Source organism: Sphingomonas benefaciens, assembly GCF_052907485.1.
Genome location: NZ_JBREIC010000001.1, coordinates 1,134,517 through 1,152,781, shown reverse-complemented (window position 1 = coordinate 1,152,781; position 18,265 = coordinate 1,134,517). Strand labels below are relative to the sequence as shown.

Below are 18,265 nucleotides of genomic sequence, written 5' to 3'. Positions count from 1 at the left end.
GCAATGGCGGGTGGACCCACGCGAGTCTTGACAGAATTGACGCCTGAACGCGCAATCTTCGCTCCCCCTGTTGAGGCAGCTTGGGTGTGCGGTTCGGACGGTGAGAAAGAGCTTCGAAGAGCCTAGCTGCGCGCGGGCTTGTAGGACAGGCGTTTGTCGATCCTCGCCGCCTTCGGGAAAGTGGCAGCGCAAGCGGGGAGGATAGGGCCAGCCGCTAGTCGCGCAGGTCCCGCAGCAGGCCGCTTCCGAGCAGCAGCAGCAGCTTGGCGTCGATGCCCAACCCCTCGCGACGCTTGGCGGCGATGAACGCCTCGACCTCGTCGACCGGCACCCGGTGGACGACGATATTCTCGTCCTGGTCGCCGCCGCCGTCGCCGGTGCGGGTCAAATCGCGCGCGACGACGAGCGTGAACGCCTCCGACGTCATCCCCGGCGAGGAATAGAAGCGGCCATATTCCTCGACGAGGGCGGCATGGTAGCCGGTCTCCTCCTCGAGCTCGCGACGCGCCGCGTCGGCGATGGCTTCGCCGGCGTCCAAATCCCCGACAAGGCCGGCCGGCAGTTCGAGGCAGTTGCGCCCGATCGGGATGCGATATTGCTCGACGAGGATCAGCTGCCCCTCGGCATCGACCGCGACGATCACCGCGGCGTCGATGCCGCCACGGCGTTCGGCATATTCCCAGCTGCCCTGCTGGCGCACGGTCAGATATTTGCCTTCCCACATGAGATGGGCGGCGTCGGTCGTCGTCGTGGTGTCGGTCATAGCTCGATCAAACGGTCCGGCAGCTCGTTGGTGTCGTCGGCGCGGGGCGGGAAATGTTCGGCGAGGACGAGGCCGACCTGCTCGACCGCGGCGGCCATGCCGTCGCCGGGCTGGCTATCACGGATGCCGTTGATCAGCGCCGCCATCGCCGCGCCCCATATATCGGGCGTGACGCGGCCGTGGATGGCGCGGTCGGCGATGATTTCCGCGCGACGCTCGTCGGCGGACAGGTAGATCAGCACGCCGGTGGCATCGCGCGTGCGCGCCTCCGCCGCGGCGCGGAACAGCGCCAGCGCGCGGGCGTGGACGCGGCGCGCCTTGGTCCGCCCCGGCGTCAGCGCGATGCGCAGCGGCATCGCGGCGAGCAGGACGCGGACGAGGAGGAAGACGATCGCGAGCTGCACCAGCGCGACGGTGTAGAGGCCGCCGGGGGAGGGCGCACCGGACCACGGGTCGGCGACAAGGCCGTGCGCCCACACCGCCGCCTCCGGCCGCCAGGCGAGCAACGCCAGCACCAGCAGCATCGCCAGCACCGCCCAATGCAGCGCGACGTCGTGATAGGCGTCGGAGCGCTTGGCGACGATCGTGACGATCTCGCCGGCGGTGTTGCGCTCGGCATCCGCCACGGCCTGCGCGACGCGGGCGCGATCGGCATCGGTCAAGTGCATCGGTTCCTCCGCCTCACCAACTGCCCGACGCGCCGCCGCCGCCGAACGATCCACCACCGCCGCCGGTGAAGCCGCCGCCGCCCCAGCTGCCGTCGGAGCCGCCGCCGCCGCCACCCCAACCGCCGCCACCGCCCCAGCCGCCGCGATCGTCGTCGTCGCGGTCGCTGGCGGCGCGGCCGATCTCATTGGCGATCGACCAGAGCACGATCGGCAGCGCGCTGCCGCCGCCGCCATCGTAGCGACGGCCCCATGGGCCTGCATTGCGCCGCCGCCCGACGATCATCGGCACGACCACGAAGAGCAGGATGATCGCCCAGAAGATCAGGCCGATCGGCACGCCGCCGCCGTTGCGCGACGCGGTACGGCGGTGCGTCGCGTCGAATTCCTTCGCGGCGGCATCGGTGCGCGCTTTGGCCTCGTCCGGGCTGGCGCGCAGCTGTGAAATGATCGCGTCGGCACCGGCCGTGACTCCGCCGGGAACGTCACCTGCCTTCAAACGGGGCAGCATCTGTTGATTGATGATGACGCTGGTCAAGGCGTCGGTCAGTACCGGTTCTAGACCGTAGCCGACCTCGATCCTCGCACCCCGCTGCCCCGGTGGTGCATTGGGCGCGATGAACAGGACCACACCGTTGTTAACGTCGCGCAGCCCGACACCCCATTCCCGCCCGAGCTTGTAGCCGTAATCCTCCAGCGCATAGCCTTGAAGATCAGGGATCGTCGCGATCACCAGTTGGCGGTGCGTGTCTCGCTGTAACGCTTCCAGTTTGGCCGTCAGGTCGGCCTCAGTCTGGGCCGGCAGGACATTGGCGGCGTCAACCACCAGGCCGGTAAATTTGGGAAAGGTCTGCGCGCTCGCCGGCGCGAGGCCGAGCAGCAGCGCGCCCGCGAAGGCGAGCAGCGCCGCCGCGAAGCGAACGAGGGGAGGGCGCATCGCCCTCAGCTCGCATTCCCGAAGTTGACCGTCGGCGCCGTCTCCGCTCCCGGCGTGGTCGCGCTGAACGGGGTCAGCGGCTTGGCGCCGTAGAAGATGCGTGCGCCGATCGCGTCGGGGAAGGTGCGGATGCGCGTGTTATAGGCCTGCACCGCCTCGTTGTAATCGCGGCGGGCGATCGCGATCCGGTTCTCCGTGCCCTCCAGCTGGCTCATCAGCGTGGTGTAATTCGCCTGGCTCTTCAGCTCCGGATAAGCCTCCTGCAGCCGCTGCAGCGACATGGTCACGTTGTTCTGCGCGCGCTCATATTGCTGGACCTTGGTCGGGTCGGACAGCTGGCTGGCGGGGACCTGCACCTGCGTCGCGGCGGCGCGCGCCTGCGTCACCTGGACCAGAATGTCCTTTTCCTGCGCGCCGGCGGCCTTCACCGTCGCGACCAGGTTGGGGATCAGGTCGGCGCGGCGCTGATAGTCGTTCTGGACGTCCGCCCAGCGCGCCTTCACATTCTCTTCCGCGGTCGGCACCGCGTTGATGCCGCAGCCAGACAGGCTGGCGACCAGGACGACACCGGCAACGGGAGCAAAAGCGGAACGAAGCGACGGCATGAAATCCTCCAAGCAGGAACCTTCTGGCTCTGTATCAGGCATATAGGACAGTCGTGGCGCTTGGCGAAGGGCAAATCGGCGTCTAACCTCGATCAGCACCGCAATGTCGCACGAAAGGGTGGACGATGTTCAAGGAATTCAGGGCCTTCATCGCGCGAGGCAATGTCCTCGACCTCGCCGTCGCCGTGATCATCGGCGCCGCATTCGGCAAGATCGTCACCTCGCTGACCGAGGACGTGCTGATGCCGATCATCGGCAAGATCTTCGGTGGCCTCGACTTTTCCGGCTATTTCCTGCGCCTGGGGCCGGTGCCGGCGAATTATACGGGCTCGCTGACCGACTATGCCGCGCTCAAGAAGGCGGGTGCACCGCTGCTCGGCTATGGCGAGTTCGTCACCCAGCTGGTCAACTTCCTGATCGTCGCCTTCATCATCTTCATGATCGTCCGCGCGGTGAACCGGGCGAGCGGCCTGATGGAGCGGCAGAAGGCCGAGGCTGCGGCGGCCCCGGCGCCGGAGGCGGCCGAGATCGCGCTGCTGCGCGAGATCCGCGACGAGCTGAAGGCACGCCCCCGCGTCTGAGGCGATCGGGCGGCGGCGCGTGCCGTCGCCCCTCCTAAGACGATGGCGATCCGGAGGATCAGGCCGCGGCCAGATCCTCCGCGGTCGCGTCGGCAAGGCTGGTGCCGTCGAGAATGCGCGCGGTTTCGTCGCGGACGCGCATCATCGCGTGGCGGATCGCGCAATCCGCCTCGCTCTTGCAATCCTTGCAGGGACGGTAGGCGGTGCGGCTGACGCAGGGGACGAGGGCCAGCGGCCCTTCGATGACGCGGATGATCTCCCCCAAAGAGATCAGGTGCGACGGGCGCGACAGTCGATAGCCACCCATCTTGCCACGCGTGCTGTGCAGCAGCCCCGCGTCGCGCAGATCGGCGAGGATCAGTTCGAGGAACTTGCGCGGGACGTTCGCCTCGGCGGCGATGCGGGTCATCGGGATCGGCGGGCTGGCGGCAGGCGCGGTCGCCAGAAACAGCATGGCGCGCAGGGCATAACGGGAACGCTGTGTCAACATGGTTGCGGCGCTATGCGCCGATAATGTGGCAAGCGAAAGGCGATAGTTTCACGCATTGCGGAGCCACGATCGCGCGCCTATATCGTCCGGGTCGGCTTCCAGCCGGCTATGGCGATAAACTGCGGCGTAAAATAGACGCAGCGGACCCGGGGGCGGTACCCGGCGGCTCCACCACTTGCGCCGGTTGGCCACTCTGCGGAAGCGGGAGGCCGAAGCGGCGTAGCTGATGGGGCCGAACTAGGATCGACGTGTGTTGAAAGGCGCTGTTTTCGCTCGGAATGGGACCACCGCAACGGCCCATTACACAAGTGCCAACGATAACGAAGCACTCGCGATTGCGGCGTAACTGACGGCCTAACGGCCTGACGTTACACCAAAATAGCGCGGTTGGACCGCACCGGGCAACAGAAGCGGATTCCAGCGGCCGCCGGAGGGGCCGGGCAACAGAACCCTCCGGACCTTTTCCCGATGCTCGGCCGGTCCGGCGATACGGCCCGCCTGACCGGCGTGATGTCAGGCCTGTCGAAACAAACGCAACCGCGGTCTGATCGCGGGCTGCGCCTCGCGTGTCATTTCCGCATAGCAGCGTGCCAGTTCGAGGTGGACCAGGCGGCCCTCGGCCGATCGTGCCTGATCGGCGAGCACGCGTTCCTGTGCCTCGCGTCGTTCGAAATAGAGGCGGTCACGGTCGGCGTCGCTGGGCATCGTCCTGCTCCCATGGTACGGCGGACCCGGCTCCGCCTTGCCGCAGACCGTTCTACCACGCCGGGATTTTACCGCGATTACAAGGGTTAACCCTGTGTGACGGGGCCATTGCCCACAGCGGCCGCGTGCGATAGCATCGGTAGCAAATCACAACTGGAGAGGTGTCATGGCGACCGCAGCACTGTCCGCCCCGAACGACCATATGGCGCCCGGCGAATGGGAAGCGCGGGTCGATCTGGCGGCGGCCTACCGGCTGGTCGCGCTCTACGGCTGGGACGATTTGATCTTCACCCATCTGTCGGCGCGGGTGCCGGGGCCGGAACATCATTTCCTGATCAACCCCTATGACATGATGTTCGAGGAGATCACCGCGTCGAGCCTAGTCAAGATCGACGTCAACGGCGCGCCGGTCGGGCCATCGAGCCATCCGGTCAATCCGGCGGGCTTCACCATCCACTCCGCCATCCATATGGCGCGGGAGGATGCGGTGGCGGTGATGCATCTGCACACGCCGCACGGCCAAGCGGTGTCGGCGATGGAGTTCGGGCTGCTGCCGCACACGCAGACCGCGATGATCGCCGGCCACGACGTCGCCTACCACGATTATGAGGGGATCGCGACCGATCTGGAAGAGCGCGAGCGGCTCGTCGCCGACCTCGGCACGCGCAACGCGATGATCCTGCGCAATCATGGCACGCTGACCGTCGGCGAGAGCGTCGCGGCCTGTTTCCTCCGGCTCTATTTCCTGGAACGCGCCTGCGAGGCGCAGGTGCTGATGCTGGCGGCCGGCCGCGAGGCGCTCAACGCGCCGCCGCAGGGCGTCGAAGGCAAGGTGGCGCAGCAGTCCAATCCCAAGGGTCTGGGAATGCTGGCGCAAGTGCTGGCCTGGCCGGCCCTGCTGCGCAAGCTGGACCGGATCGATCCGGGCTATCGCGACTGACCGCGCACGGCGGTCAGGATCGCGGCCGGGCGAGGCGACCGCCGTCGATCGGCACGTGAAGCTCGACGCGGAAGCCCGACGCCTCGAACATGACCTCGACGCGGGCGTCGACTTCATAAGGCAAGCTGCGGGTGAGCAGTTCGAGGCCGAAGCCTTCGTGGTCGGGCGCCGTCAGGGGCGGGGCAGAGCCGGGCAAGGTCTCGCGCCAGCTGAAATGCAGCCAGCGATTGGCGTGGTCGCCGGCGAGTTGCCAGGTGGTGTCCAACTTGCCGCCGTCGTTGGACAGCGCGCCGAATTGAACGGCATTGGCGACCAGCTCGTGAAAGGCGAGGCCGAGCAGATCGGCGAGACGCGGCGCCAGCCGTATCTCCGGCCCGGCAAGGGTGACGTCGTCACCCGCGCGGTTGGCGAGGAACTCGTCGGCGAGCAGCGCTTCCAGATCGACGCCACGATCGCTCGCCCGCAGGATATGGCCTTGGGTGCGCGCGAAGGCGGCAAGGCGGCCGTCGAAATGGACGCGATAATCCTCCACCGTCTCGCTGTTCTCGGCGGTGCGTCGCGCGATCGAGCGGATCACCGCCAGCGTGTTGCGGACACGATGCTGCAGGGCGGTGCGCTGCGCCCGTTTGTCCGCCAGGCGCTGGTGCAGATCGTCGACGTCCATGCCGACCGCGCTCCAGCCGGCCTGGGCAGGCTCGCGCATCGTTTCAATTCGATACCAGCGCGGCAAACCGTTGGCGGCGATCAGCCGCACGTCGGTGCGGCCGTGGCCAGCGATGGCGGCGCGGCGCCACATGCGCGCCAGCCGCAGCCGGTCGTCGCCGTGGATGTGCGACAACCAACCGTAGCGCATGGCGCGCAGACCGGTCTGGCCGGTCAGCATCGTCCAGGCCGGCGACACCCAGGTACATTCGCCGTCCGCGGTGCCGCGCCAGCCGGGTTGCGGAAAGGGGAAGGTCGGGCCGCGCGGAATGGTGCCGGCTGCGTCAGTCCTGCGCATCCAGCTCCCGTCCTTCCCGATCCAGATGCAGATAGCTGGGATTGAACATCGCAACGTCGCACAATCCGTCAAGATCGAGCGCCTCGAACTCGCCGCCTTTCCAGCGGATCAGGCCACGGGCGCGCAGATCCTGGATCATCCGGTTGACGTGGACCGGCGTCATGCCCGTCGCCTCGGCCAAGTCGGTCTGGGTCAGCGGTATGTCGCAGCGATTCCCCGACACCAGCCCGACCGCGCGCAGTCGGAAGAACAATTCGCAGAACAGATGCGCCAGCCGTTCGATCGCGTCGCGCTGCCCGAGATTGACGATCCATTCGCGCTGGATCGCCGCCTTGGTCAGCGTGTCCCACCAGAGCGCATGGGTCAACCGCGGGCTGTGCGCACCCAGCGCCTCGATGCGGTCGCGGCTGATCTCCAGATAGCGAACCGCGGTCAAAGCGCCGAGCGAATGGTCCATCTCATCGAGGATATAGCCGTGCAGGTCGCACAGGTCGCCGGGCAGGTGGAAGGCGATGATCTGCCGCCGTCCATCTTCCAGCGTCTTGTAGCGGAACGCCCAGCCTTCGAGGATCAGCGGCACGCCGCGTGGCCGGTCGCCCTCGCGGATCAGGTCGCGGCGTTGCCGCAGCGTCGTCGTCGGACCGGCCAGCGCCTTGTCCAGCATCGCACGTTCGTCGGCCGAGAAGCGGACATAATGACCGAGCCGTGCGATCAGCGGATGGGCTTGGTCGTGGAACATGGCCGCGACTGTGACCATATCCTAATCGCCTTCGTTCATCCATGTTAGCGCTTATCGGAGTGGGTGAATTATTCCTTGCAAGAACAAGGGGTAAAAAATGTCATCTGCTGTTTCATCGCTGCACGGCAAGCGCGTTCTGGTGGTCGAGGACGAGTATCTGATCGCCGATGACCTGGCGCGGGCGCTGGCGTCCGCGGGAGCCGAGGTGATCGGTCCGGCGGCATCGCTGCCGCAGGGGATGCGTCTGACCCAGTCGGAGCCGCGCATCGACGCGGCGGTGCTCGACATCAATCTGCGCGACACGATGGTCTATCCGCTGATCGACCGGCTGATCGGCGACGGCGTCGCGGTGCTGCTGACCACGGGCTACGATCTGGCGACGATCCCCGTCGCCTATCAGGGACTGTCGCGGTGCGAGAAGCCGGTATCGGCGGCAGGGCTGATGCGGGCGGCGGAGGCGCTGTGGGGGTAGGGGGCTGGCTCTGCCACGCCCCGACCATAGCGGCTGACATGTCATGTCGGCGTAAGCCGACAAGGAAAGGGCCCGGTATCGCTACCGGGCCCTTTTTCAATCAGTCGCGATCGCCGGTCAGGAAGGCCGGCGCGAAGTCCGGGGCCGGACCATTGTCGCCACCTTCGCTGCGCTCGCGGCGCGGCCGGTCGCCGCGGTCGCGACGCGGGCCACGGCCCTCGCCGCCGCGGTCGCCGCCGTCACGGCGCGGGCCGCGGTCGCCGCGGTCACCACGCGGACCACGATCGCCGCCCTCACGCGGCGCGCGCGCCGGGCGGGTGTCTTCCAGCTCGGCGCCGGTCTCCTGATCGACGACGCGCATCGACAGGCGAACCTTGCCGCGCGGATCGATCTCGAGGACCTTGACCTTGACCTCCTGGCCCTCCTTGAGGACGTCGGAGACCTTCTCGACGCGCTCGTTCTTGATCTCCGAGACGTGGACGAGGCCGTCCTTGCCGCCCATGAAGTTCACGAACGCGCCGAAGTCGACCAGGTTGACGACCTTGCCGTTGTAGACCTTGCCGACCTCGGCCTCTTCGACGATGCCCTTGATCCAGTTCATCGCCGCCTCGATCTGCGACGCGTCGGACGAGCTGATCTTGATCACGCCTTCGTCGTCGATGTCGACCTTGGCGCCGGTGGTGGCGACGATCTCGCGGATCACCTTGCCGCCGGTGCCGATCACGTCGCGGATCTTCGACTTGTCGATCGACATCGTCTCGATGCGCGGCGCATGCGCCGACAGTTCGGTGCGGGTCTCGCCCAGCGCCTTGTTCATCTCGGCGAGGATGTGGGCACGGCCGTCCTTGGCCTGCGCCAGCGCGACCTTCATGATCTCCTCGGTGATGCCGGCGATCTTGATGTCCATCTGCAGGCTGGTGATGCCCTCGGACGTGCCGGCGACCTTGAAGTCCATGTCGCCCAGGTGATCCTCGTCACCCAGGATGTCGGACAGAACGGCGAAGTCCTTGCCCTCGAGGATCAGGCCCATGGCGATGCCCGACACCGGACGCTTCAGCGGCACGCCCGCGTCCATCAGCGACAGCGAGCCGCCGCAGACGGTGGCCATCGACGACGAGCCGTTCGACTCGGTGATGTCGCTGGTCACGCGGATGGTGTAGGGGAATTCCTCCTTGGTCGGCAGCACCGGGTGCAGCGCGCGCCAGGCCAGCTTGCCATGGCCGATCTCGCGACGGCCCGGCGCGCCGAAGCGGCCGACTTCGCCGACCGAATAGGGCGGGAAGTTATAGTGCAGCATGAAGTGCTGGTAGGTCAGGCCGCCGAGGCCGTCGACCATCTGCTCGGCGTCGCGGGTGCCGAGCGTGGTGGTCGCGATCGTCTGCGTCTCGCCGCGGGTGAACAGCGCCGAACCGTGGGCGCGCGGCAGGAAGTGGACCTCCGACGCGATCGGGCGCACCGTCTTGGTGTCGCGCCCGTCGATACGGCGGCCTTCCTTGAGGATCGCGGTGCGGACGATGTCCGCCTCCAGCTTCTTCACCAGCTTCAGCGTGCCGAGATACTGGGCCGGATCGCTGTCCTTGAGGTCGGCGAACGCCTCACGCGCCTTGGTGCGGGCGGCGTTGAGCGCATTCTGGCGGGCCTGCTTGTCGGTCAGCTTGTAAGCGGCCTCGACATCCTTGCCGATCGCCTTCTTCAGCTTGGCCATCGTCTCCGACTTGTCGGCGACGGGGGCGAGCTCCCACGGATCCTTGGCGGACTGTTCGGCGAGATCGATGATCGCGTCGATCACCTGCTGCGACGCCTTGTGCGCGAACATCACCGCGCCGAGCATGACCTCTTCCGAAAGCTCCTTGGCTTCGGATTCGACCATCATGACGGCGTCGTGCGTGGCGGCGACGACCAGGTCCAGTTCACCCTCGGCGACTTCGCCGTCGGTCGGGTTGAGCTGATACTCGCCGTCCTTGTAGCCGACGCGCGCGCAACCGATCGGGCCCATGAAGGGCACGCCCGAGATGGTCAGGGCGGCGGAGGCGGCGACCATCGCGAGGATGTCGGGCTCGTTCTCGCCATCATACGACAGCACCTGCGCGATGCAGTTAATCTCGTTGTAGAAGCCTTCGGGGAACAGCGGCCGGACCGGACGGTCGATCAGGCGGCTGATCAGCGTCTCACGCTCGGTGGCGCCGCGCTCGCGCTTGAAGAAGCCGCCGGGGATGCGACCCGCTGCCGAATACTTCTCCTGGTAATGGACGGTCAGCGGGAAGAAGTCCTGCCCTTCCTTGACGCTCTTGGCGGCGGTGACGGCGCACAGCACCACCGTTTCGCCGAGGGTCGCGAGCACCGCGCCGTCGGCCTGGCGGGCGACGCGGCCCGTCTCGAGGGTCAGCGTCTTGCCGCCCCACTCGATTTCCACCTTCTTGGTATCGAACATTCTATTTCCTTCACTCCGGCGGGCCTATCCCGTCCGGGGCCTGTCTCGCGGACTAAACCGGTCCGCGGCGGTGCGGGACGTTGCGTCGCCCCTATGCCCGCGACGCCGGATTGCGCGAGGGCAGATGCGAGAAGGGCGGCCCGAGAGCCGCCCTTGCCGGATTACTTGCGAAGGCCGAGCTTCGCGATCAGCGCCAGATACCGATCGCCATCCTTGTGGCGGAGGTAGTCGAGCAGGCTGCGACGCTTGTTGACCAGCATCAGCAGACCGCGGCGCGAGTGATTGTCCTTGGCGTGGCCCTTGAAGTGCTCGGTCAGGTTCTTGATGCGCTCCGACAGGATCGCGACCTGCACCTCGGGAGAACCGGTGTCGCCCTCCTGACGGGCGTGTTCCTTGATGAGCTCCTGGCGGCGCTCTGCAGTGATCGACATCGTCGTCCTTTCTATTACTACAGGTTGAAGCCACGGACGACACGGACGAAACCGTCCTCCACCTCCACCAGCGCGACCGGGACATCCCCCAGCATCGCGAACGCGGAGCCATCGTCTGCGGCGATCCCGGCCAGCACACGCCCCTGACGGAGCGCCCCTGCCTGGTCGGGTTCGAGAGCAAGAGCCGGGATGTCGTCCAGCCCCGCCCTCAGCGGCAGGAGTAGGTGTTCAAGATCGCGGGCCATAGCGGCATCGTGCAATTTGTCCAGCGATATCGCGTGGGAGAGGTCGAACGGCCCCGCCTTCAGCCGGCGCAGCATCGAGACGTGACCGACGGTGCCGAGCGCCAGCGCGATGTCGCGGGCGAGACTGCGGATGTACGTGCCCTTGGAGACATGGGCGACCAGGGTGATTTCGTCGATATCCTCTCCAACCCGGGGAGGGGGACCGCCGGAGGCGGTGGAGGGTGGGCTGCCACAGGCGCCATCACTCGAGGAAAGCCCCCTCCACCATCCTTCGGATGGTCCCGCTCCCCGTGCCGGGGAGGACAGGGAATAGATGGTCACGTCCCGGCTCTTCAGCGCCACCTCCGCGCCCGCCCGCGCGAGGTCGTACGCCCGCTCCCCGTCGACCTTCAGCGCCGAATAGGCCGGCGGCACCTGCGAGATCGGTCCGGTGAAGCGCGGCAGCACCGCCTCGACCTCCGTCATCGTCGGACGCACCGGCGAGGTCGCGATCACCGCGCCTTCGGCATCGAGCGTGTCGGTCTGTTCGCCGAAGCGGATGGTGAAGGCATAGGCCTTGTCGCTGTCGAGCATCCGCCCGGCGAGCTTGGTCGCCTCGCCCAATGCGATCGGCAGCACGCCGGTGGCGAGCGGATCGAGCGTGCCGCCGTGCCCGACCTTGGCCTTGCCATAGCCGCCCTGACGCAGCGCCCGCTTGACCGCCGAAACGCCCTGGGTCGACCCCAGGCCCAGCGGCTTGTCGATGATGATCCAACCGTGCATCGCCGCGCGCCTAGCGGAGCCACGCCGCGATGCAAGCGCGGATCAGCGCGGCGGGTTGACCTTGGGCGCACCCGGCTGGCCCTTCGGCGGCAGGCTGGTGCGGATGCTGGTGACGCCGCAGATCTGGTTCGGATAGCGGGCGAGGCTGACCCGCGAGAAGCGATCGAACGTGCCGTTGACATCGGTGGTGTAGCGCAGCGTGTCGAGCGCGCGATCGCGGGCGCAGGGACCGGTGAGCTGGACGCGATACCAGCTGAGGTTGCGATCGCGGACATAGACGATGCCGCTGTCGGGCGGCCCCGCCTGCCAGTCGCGCAGACCGCCGTTGCCCGCGAAGGTGATGACGGTTTCCTTGCCCGTCGGGGTGCGCTGTTGCGCCGCGGCGGGAAGGGCGATGACGGTGGCGCCGAGCGCCAGGCAGAGCAGGCTTCGCATGACGGTCCTCCTAGGCGACGCCGCTTCAACCGGGGATGAGTGCCGGCGGTTCCGAGGCGATCAGGCGATCGCACCCGCTAGCGACAGGAACCACCCCACCAGCGCCTGCGCCGGTGGCGCGATCAGATGCTGGACGACGTCGAGGCGGGGCGAGATCATCGGCAACACGACCAGCAGGCCGAGCAGCAGCACGATACCGAGCTGATCCAGCCGCGCGTAGCGCGCCGCGAGCGGGCGCGGCAGCACGCCCTCGACGACGTGGCCGCCGTCGAACGGCGGCAGCGGCAACAGGTTGAATAGCGCCAGGAAGACGTTGACCCACAGGAAGCTGATCAGATTGGCGATGATGAAGGCGGCAACCGGTCCCGGCTGGCCCTGGCCGACGCCGACTGCGGTCAGGCCGAGCGCCACGGCGGCGATGGTGGCGAGGATCAGGTTCATCCCCGGGCCGGCGAGCGCCACCGCCACCATGCCCCAGCGCGGATTGCGCAGCCGTGCCGCGACCACCGGCACCGGCTTCGCCCAGCCGAACACCGGCGCACCGGCGATGGCGAGGCCGAGCGGCAGGATCAGCGTGCCGACGGGATCGACGTGACGGATGGGATTGAAGCTCAGCCGCCGCCGTTCCGCGGCGGTCGGATCGCCCAGCCATTTCGCCATCCAGCCGTGCGCGACCTCGTGAAAGACGATCGCGATGATCAGCGGGATGATCCACACGGCGGTGCGGTAGACGATATGGTCCGGGCTCATCACGCCGATATGGCCGGGGCGGGGGCAAAGCGCCAGTGGCTGGCAGGGTCGCGTCGTGCCGAACAGGCGTCGGTCACCCCAGTGCTTCGCTGAAATGTCGCCGGCACAGGGCGACGTAACGGTCGTTGCCGCCGATCTCCGTCTGCTGCCCTTCGGCGATCGCACGGCCGGCGGCGTCGACGCGCAGGTTCATCGTCGCCTTGCGACCGCAGACGCAGACCGACTTGATCTCGACCAAGGCATCGGCGAGCGCGAGCAACCGCGCCGAGCCTTCGAACAGCTGCCCGCGAAAGTCGGTGCGCAGGCCATAAGCGAGCACCGGTATGTTGGTGACGTCGCAGATGCGGGCGAGCTGATCGACCTGCTTGGCGGTCAGGAACTGCGCCTCGTCGACCAGCACACAGGCGAGCGGCTCGCGGGCATGCCGCTCGGCCACACGGGCGGCCATATCGGTCTGCGCGTCGAACGGCGTCGCCTGCGCCTCCAGGCCGATCCGGCTGGTGATCGTGCCGAACGCAAACCGGTCGTCGATCGCGGCGGTGAACAGCATCGTCGCCATGCCGCGCTCGCGATAGTTGAAATCCGCCTGCAGCAGCGTGGTCGATTTGCCCGCATTCATGGAGGCGTAGTAGAAATACAGCTTGGCCATCGCCGTGTCAGACCGCAGGATCAGGGTCTTGTCCAGCCGGCGACGATCGCGTGCCTAACTGATGAGGGCTCGATCGGGCGATGTCACCCGCGGTGTTTGAACGCAGCGACTTGGCTCGGTTCAATCCTCGCCCAAATCGCGGGCCACCTCCGGCTTGCGCAGGATCGCGTCGATATGGCTGCCTTCGTCGAAGCTCTCGTCGCTGAGGAACTTGAGCTTGGCCGCATATTTCATCTTGATGCGGTGCGCGACCTCGCGTTGCAGGTAGGCGGTGTTGGTGCGCAGCGCCTTCAGCACCGCCTCCTCATCCTTGCCGAGCAGTGGTTTCACGAAGACGGTGGCGTGGCGCAGGTCGGGGGACATGCGCACTTCCGTGATGCTGACCATGTGGCTGGCCAGCGTTTCGTCGTGGACGTCGCCGCGCTGCAGGATGTCGGACAGGATGTGACGCACCTGTTCGCCGACGCGCAGGGTGCGGACCGATTTCTCCTGGGGGTCTTTTTGCATATTCCCTCTCCCGACGGGAGAGGGAGGGGCCCGCCGCCGTCAGGCGGTGGGAGGGTGAGGGTGTCAGCACCCTCACGTCACCCTCACCCTTCCGCCGGCTGTGCCGGCTCCCTCCCTCTCCCGAGGGGAGAGGGATTAGGGTGTTACAGCGTGCGTTCGCGCAGCTCGACCTCGAACGTCTCCAGGAAATCGCCGGAGCGAATATCGATGAAGTTGTTCGAGAAGGTGACGCCGCATTCCAGGCCGGCGCGGACTTCCGCCACGTCGTCCTTGAAGCGCCGCAGCGACGCGATCTCGCCGACGTAGATGATGACGTCGTTACGCGTAATGCGGGCCTTGAGCGCCTTGCGGATCGCACCTTCGACCACCAGCAGACCGGCGGCCTTGCCGTGCTTGCCCGCCGAGAAGACCTCGCGGATTTCGGCACGGCCGACGACGGTTTCGAACGCCTCCGGCCCGAGCTCGCCCGCCATGCCGGCGCGGATCTCGTCGATCAGGTCGTAGATCACGTCATAATACTTCAACGCGACCTTGTGACGCTCGGCGATCTGGCGCGCATTGGCGTTGGCGCGGACGTTGAAGCCGATGATCGGCGCTCCGCTTGCCGCCGCGACGTTGACGTCGCTCTCCGTGATGCCGCCGACGCCCGAATGCAGGATGCGCACGCGAATGTCGTCGGTCGACAGCTTGTTGAGCGACGCGACGATCGCCTCGACCGTGCCCTGCGTGTCGGCCTTGACGACGACCGGATATTCGATCGCCTGATTGGCCTTGAGCGCGGAGAACATGCTCTCCAGGCTCGCCGGGGCCGCCGTCGTGCGCTTCTGCGTCAGCACGCCCTGGCGATATTCCGCGACCTCGCGGGCGCGGGCCTCGCTCTCGACGACCTGCAGCGGATCGCCCGCCGAGGGAACGCCGGAGATGCCGAGGATCTCGACCGGCATCGACGGATCGGCGCTCTTGATCTGCCGACCCTTGTCGTCGATCAGCGCGCGCACCTTGCCGCTTTCCGCGCCGACGACGAAGACGTCGCCGACCTTCAGCGTGCCGCGGGTGACCAGCACCGTCGCGACCGGGCCGCGACCCTTGTCCAGCTTCGCCTCGACCACGGTGCCTTCGGCGGCGCGATCGGGGTTGGCCTTCAGCTCGAGGATTTCGGCCTGTAGCTGGATCTTCTCGATCAGCTCGTCGAGACCGGTCTTCTTGAGCGCGGAGACTTCCACTTCCTGGACGTCGCCGCCCATGCTCTCGACCACCACCTCATGCTCGAGCAGACGCTCGCGCACGCGCTGCGGATTCGCCTCGTACTTGTCGATCTTGTTGATCGCAACGATCATCGGCTTGCCGGCCGCCTTGGTGTGGTTGATCGCCTCGATCGTCTGCGGCATCAGCCCGTCGTCCGCCGCGACCACCAGCACGACGATGTCGGTGACATCGGCGCCGCGCGCGCGCATCGCGGTGAAGGCCTCGTGGCCCGGCGTGTCGAGGAAGGTGACCTTCGACTTGTCCTTCAGCGTGACCTGATAGGCGCCGATATGCTGGGTGATGCCGCCGGCCTCGCCGCGCACCACGTCGGTGCCGCGCAGCGCGTCGAGCAGACTGGTCTTGCCATGGTCGACGTGGCCCATGATCGTAACCACCGGCGGACGCGGCTGCAGCTGATCGGTCGCATCCTCGGTCGTGTCGACGGCAAGGTCGATGTCCGAATCGGAGACGCGCACGATGTTGTGCCCGAATTCGGTCACCAGCAGCTCGGCGGTGTCCTGATCGATCGTCGCGTTGAGCGTGACGGGCATGCCCATCTTGAACAGCGCCTTGACCAGGTCCGCACCCTTTTCCGCCATGCGGTTGGCGAGTTCGGAGACGGTGATCGCCTCGGGCACCTGCACGTCGCGGACCTGCTTGGCCTGCTGCTCGCGCGGGCCGCCGAACGCACGCTTTTCCTTCTCGCGCGCGCGCTTCAGCGCGGCGAGGCTGCGGGCGCGGGCGCCACCGTCCTCGTTCAACGCACGGTTGACGGTCAGCTTGCCGCCGCGACGCTCGTCACCCTTGCGGTCGCGCTGCTGCGGACGGCTCGGCGGCGCGTTGCGCGGCGTCGCCTGGCCCGAGGGCATAGGCCGGTTCGGCGCAGCGGCGCTACCGGTCTGGGCCGGGGCGCTCGGTGCGGCGACCGGTGCCGGCGCGGGCTTCGGCGCAGGCTTCGGAATCTCCGGGCGGGCGACCGGCGAAAAGCGGCGCGGCGCCGGCAGCGACGGGTCGCGGCCAAGCTCGACGGTCGGCGCCGTCGGCTCGGGCGCCGCCGGCTGCGGGGCCGGCGTCGGAGCAGGAGCGAGCGCCGCCTCGACCGGTGCGGGCGCAGGCGTCGCAGCCTGGACCGGCTCCGGAGCAGGGGCCTCTTCGGCGATCGGCTGCGGAGCCGGCACCGGCCGCTCGACCGGGCGGAAGCCGCGGCCGGCGGGCGTCGGAACCGACACGGTCGGCGTCGGCGCGGCCGCTTCCGTCACGGGCGCCGGCTGCGGCGCCTCGGGTTCGGGCTGCGGCGCGGGTTCGGGCGCTGCGACGGGTGCGGCCGCACGCTCGGCGGCGCGGGCACGCTCCTCCTCCGCGGCACGGGCACGCTCGGCCTCCTCGCGACGGCGGCCTTCCTCAAGAGCGTGCATCCGCTGCTCTTCCGCCTCGCGCAGCAGGCGGGCCTGGCGCTCCTGCGCGGTCTCACCGGCCGGTGCAGGGCGCGGCGCCGGCGGCGCGGTGCGGGCCTCGGGCGCAGGAGCCGGCGCGGCGACCGGCGTCGGCTCGGGCGCAGCCGCCGGCGTCTCGCCCGGACGGCCGAGCACGCGGCGACGCTTGGTTTCCACGATCACGGTGTTGGAGCGGCCGTGGCTGAAGCTCTGCTTCACCTGGCCGGTCTCGACCGTGCGCTTCAACCCCAAGGGCGCGCGCATTCCGAGCTTCGGCTTGTCGTTGTCGGTCTCGCTCACTCAAAATCCTCGTTTACGTCTACGGCCGGCAGCGCCCCGGAAGAGCCGGAGGGCGATGAACCTCGCGAGGCCGTTTCGCAAGGCGCAGGGGCAGATTCGGTTCCGATAAAATGCAGCCAGCGGTCGAGCGCATCGCTCACCCGCGCGGCGGCAGCGCGGTCGGTCAGGCCTATGTGTACCACATTCTCGCGGCCCAGCGCCAACGACAATATGGGGCGTGCGACAGGCAGTGCCAAGCCCTTGAGGTCGGAACCTTCCTTGTCCGAACCGACGCGCCAGGCCTGAGCCAGCTTGCGCCGTCCGTCGTCGCTCGCATCGGCGGCATGATAGAGCGCGTGGAGCTGGCCGGACCGCGCCGCGGTCTCGATCCGCTCCGATCCGGTCAGCAGCGTGCCGGACTTGGCCTCGAGGCCGAGCCGGTCGAGCGCGTTGCGCTCCAGCGCATCGGCGATCCGCTGCGGCAGGTCGTCGGGGATGATAAGTTCGGCGCCCTTGAATGCACGCAGCAACGCACCGCGCAGCCGCTTCTTGGCGATCGCCTCTTCCAGCTCGGCGCGCGACACGCCGATCCAGGCGCCGCGCCCCGGCGCCTTGGCGCGCACGTCGGGCAGGATCTGGCCGTCGGGGGCGAGCGCGAGACGGACGAGCGAGTCGCGCGCGTCACGTTCCTGCGACAGGATGCACTTGCGGACGGCATCGCTCATACGTGCGCCTCCCGCGAAGCCGTCATGCCGGATTTGTCCCGGCATCCACGGTCCCGCCGACGCAACGTACTCAGGCGCATGTGGACGGGTGGATGCCAGAACAAGTCCGGCATGACGCAATGGGATTGAGGCCGCTTTGGATTCATTGCACCGTGCGGGGCATGCGCGAGCGGCAATCCTGCGTGTACATCCTCAGCAACGGCTTCAACGGCGCCCTTTACACCGACGTTACGTCCAACCTGATCGGCAGGATAATCCAGCATCGCGACGGCACCTTCGACGGTTTCACCAAGCGCTACGGCATCCACCGCCTCGTCTGGTTCGAGATGACCGACACGATGAACGACGCCATCGCCAGCGAAAAACGCATCAAGGCATGGCGCCGCGACTGGAAGAAGAACCTGATCGAACGCGCAAATCCGGAATGGAACGACCTCGCGATCCCACTCGGCCTGCCGCCCATGCCCTGACCCGTC

Annotated in this window: 21 protein-coding genes and 1 other RNA gene; 5 read left to right on the top strand and 17 right to left on the bottom strand. The window is 67.8% G+C overall.

All coding sequences use genetic code 11. From position 1 onward, the window contains the following. Positions 1-214: 214 nt before the first annotated feature. From ACU5AX_RS05700 to ACU5AX_RS05685, 4 genes are read right to left on the bottom strand one after another with little or no spacing between them, the layout of a single operon-like run. Positions 215-763 (bottom strand): NUDIX hydrolase, encoded by a 549-nt coding sequence (locus ACU5AX_RS05700; RefSeq protein WP_446689992.1) that lies wholly within the window; start codon positions 761-763, stop codon positions 215-217. Further along, positions 760-1,431 (bottom strand): TPM domain-containing protein, encoded by a 672-nt coding sequence (locus tag ACU5AX_RS05695; protein WP_446689991.1) that lies wholly within the window; start codon positions 1,429-1,431, stop codon positions 760-762. Before ACU5AX_RS05695 ends, ACU5AX_RS05700 begins: the two co-directional genes overlap by 4 nt. Positions 1,432-1,444: 13 nt before the next feature. Further along, complete coding sequence (locus ACU5AX_RS05690; protein WP_446689990.1) at positions 1,445-2,365, bottom strand: TPM domain-containing protein; 921 nt, start codon at positions 2,363-2,365, stop codon at positions 1,445-1,447. 5 nt (positions 2,366-2,370) lie between these two features. Beyond that, positions 2,371-2,970 (bottom strand): LemA family protein, encoded by a 600-nt coding sequence (locus ACU5AX_RS05685; RefSeq protein ID WP_446689989.1) that lies wholly within the window; start codon positions 2,968-2,970, stop codon positions 2,371-2,373. Positions 2,971-3,095: 125 nt separating this feature from the next. Between ACU5AX_RS05685 and mscL the strand changes: the two genes are divergently transcribed. Next, a complete protein-coding gene (mscL, locus tag ACU5AX_RS05680) occupies positions 3,096-3,551 on the top strand; it encodes a large conductance mechanosensitive channel protein MscL (RefSeq protein WP_446689988.1) in 456 nt (151 codons plus the stop codon). Between the two features lie 58 nt (positions 3,552-3,609). On the opposite strand, the gene ACU5AX_RS05675 is transcribed toward mscL, so the two are convergent. Further along, complete coding sequence (locus tag ACU5AX_RS05675) at positions 3,610-4,041, bottom strand: RrF2 family transcriptional regulator (RefSeq protein WP_446689987.1); 432 nt, start codon at positions 4,039-4,041, stop codon at positions 3,610-3,612. 51 nt (positions 4,042-4,092) lie between these two features. Between ACU5AX_RS05675 and ssrA the strand changes: the two genes are divergently transcribed. Then, positions 4,093-4,460: a transfer-messenger RNA gene (gene ssrA / locus ACU5AX_RS05670) on the top strand. Positions 4,461-4,554: 94 nt separating this feature from the next. On the opposite strand, the gene ACU5AX_RS05665 is transcribed toward ssrA, so the two are convergent. Continuing rightward, on the bottom strand, positions 4,555-4,746 hold the full coding sequence (locus ACU5AX_RS05665; RefSeq protein ID WP_446689986.1) for a hypothetical protein: 192 nt from the start codon (positions 4,744-4,746) through the stop codon (positions 4,555-4,557). 166 nt (positions 4,747-4,912) lie between these two features. Between ACU5AX_RS05665 and ACU5AX_RS05660 the strand changes: the two genes are divergently transcribed. After that, a complete protein-coding gene (locus ACU5AX_RS05660; RefSeq protein ID WP_446689985.1) occupies positions 4,913-5,686 on the top strand; it encodes a class II aldolase/adducin family protein in 774 nt (257 codons plus the stop codon). 13 nt (positions 5,687-5,699) lie between these two features. Here ACU5AX_RS05660 and ACU5AX_RS05655 read toward each other — a convergent pair whose 3' ends face one another. Together ACU5AX_RS05655 and ACU5AX_RS05650 are read right to left on the bottom strand one after the other, a co-directional pair. Further along, entirely contained in the window at positions 5,700-6,686 is a 987-nt protein-coding gene (locus ACU5AX_RS05655; protein ID WP_446689984.1) for a sensor histidine kinase, read from the bottom strand. Then, positions 6,673-7,443, bottom strand: a complete 771-nt coding sequence (locus ACU5AX_RS05650; protein WP_446689983.1) for a Crp/Fnr family transcriptional regulator — start codon at positions 7,441-7,443, stop codon at positions 6,673-6,675. Before ACU5AX_RS05650 ends, ACU5AX_RS05655 begins: the two co-directional genes overlap by 14 nt. 79 nt (positions 7,444-7,522) lie before the next feature. On the opposite strand from ACU5AX_RS05650, the gene ACU5AX_RS05645 reads away from it, so the two are divergent. Next, positions 7,523-7,897, top strand: coding sequence for a response regulator (locus tag ACU5AX_RS05645; RefSeq protein ID WP_446689982.1), 375 nt, complete (start codon positions 7,523-7,525; stop codon positions 7,895-7,897). Between the two features lie 100 nt (positions 7,898-7,997). Here ACU5AX_RS05645 and pnp read toward each other — a convergent pair whose 3' ends face one another. The 9 genes from pnp to ACU5AX_RS05600 all read right to left on the bottom strand — a co-directional run bounded on the left by pnp (position 7,998) and on the right by ACU5AX_RS05600 (position 17,789). Beyond that, on the bottom strand, positions 7,998-10,328 hold the full coding sequence (gene pnp, locus ACU5AX_RS05640) for a polyribonucleotide nucleotidyltransferase (RefSeq protein ID WP_198352288.1): 2,331 nt from the start codon (positions 10,326-10,328) through the stop codon (positions 7,998-8,000). A gap of 161 nt (positions 10,329-10,489) precedes the next feature. Beyond that, on the bottom strand, positions 10,490-10,759 hold the full coding sequence (gene rpsO / locus ACU5AX_RS05635; protein WP_198352289.1) for a 30S ribosomal protein S15: 270 nt from the start codon (positions 10,757-10,759) through the stop codon (positions 10,490-10,492). A 17-nt stretch (positions 10,760-10,776) separates the two neighbouring features. Further along, entirely contained in the window at positions 10,777-11,766 is a 990-nt protein-coding gene (gene truB / locus ACU5AX_RS05630) for a tRNA pseudouridine(55) synthase TruB (protein WP_446689981.1), read from the bottom strand. A gap of 42 nt (positions 11,767-11,808) precedes the next feature. Next, positions 11,809-12,201 (bottom strand): hypothetical protein, encoded by a 393-nt coding sequence (locus tag ACU5AX_RS05625; protein WP_446689980.1) that lies wholly within the window; start codon positions 12,199-12,201, stop codon positions 11,809-11,811. 60 nt (positions 12,202-12,261) lie between these two features. Next, positions 12,262-12,951: a site-2 protease family protein gene (locus tag ACU5AX_RS05620; RefSeq protein ID WP_446689979.1), complete on the bottom strand. Its 690-nt coding sequence runs from the start codon at positions 12,949-12,951 to the stop codon at positions 12,262-12,264. Between the two features lie 73 nt (positions 12,952-13,024). Next, positions 13,025-13,600, bottom strand: coding sequence for a thymidine kinase (locus ACU5AX_RS05615; protein ID WP_198352293.1), 576 nt, complete (start codon positions 13,598-13,600; stop codon positions 13,025-13,027). A gap of 120 nt (positions 13,601-13,720) precedes the next feature. Next, on the bottom strand, positions 13,721-14,107 hold the full coding sequence (gene rbfA / locus ACU5AX_RS05610; RefSeq protein WP_198352294.1) for a 30S ribosome-binding factor RbfA: 387 nt from the start codon (positions 14,105-14,107) through the stop codon (positions 13,721-13,723). 143 nt (positions 14,108-14,250) lie between these two features. Further along, positions 14,251-17,085, bottom strand: a complete 2,835-nt coding sequence (infB, locus tag ACU5AX_RS05605) for a translation initiation factor IF-2 (RefSeq protein WP_446689978.1) — start codon at positions 17,083-17,085, stop codon at positions 14,251-14,253. Next, positions 17,082-17,789 carry a DUF448 domain-containing protein gene (locus ACU5AX_RS05600; RefSeq protein ID WP_446689977.1) on the bottom strand — a complete coding sequence of 236 codons (708 nt, stop codon included), beginning with the start codon at positions 17,787-17,789 and terminating at the stop codon, positions 17,082-17,084. Before ACU5AX_RS05600 ends, infB begins: the two co-directional genes overlap by 4 nt. 182 nt (positions 17,790-17,971) lie before the next feature. On the opposite strand from ACU5AX_RS05600, the gene ACU5AX_RS05595 reads away from it, so the two are divergent. After that, positions 17,972-18,259 carry a GIY-YIG nuclease family protein gene (locus ACU5AX_RS05595; protein ID WP_446689976.1) on the top strand — a complete coding sequence of 96 codons (288 nt, stop codon included), beginning with the start codon at positions 17,972-17,974 and terminating at the stop codon, positions 18,257-18,259. Positions 18,260-18,265: the final 6 nt, after the last annotated feature.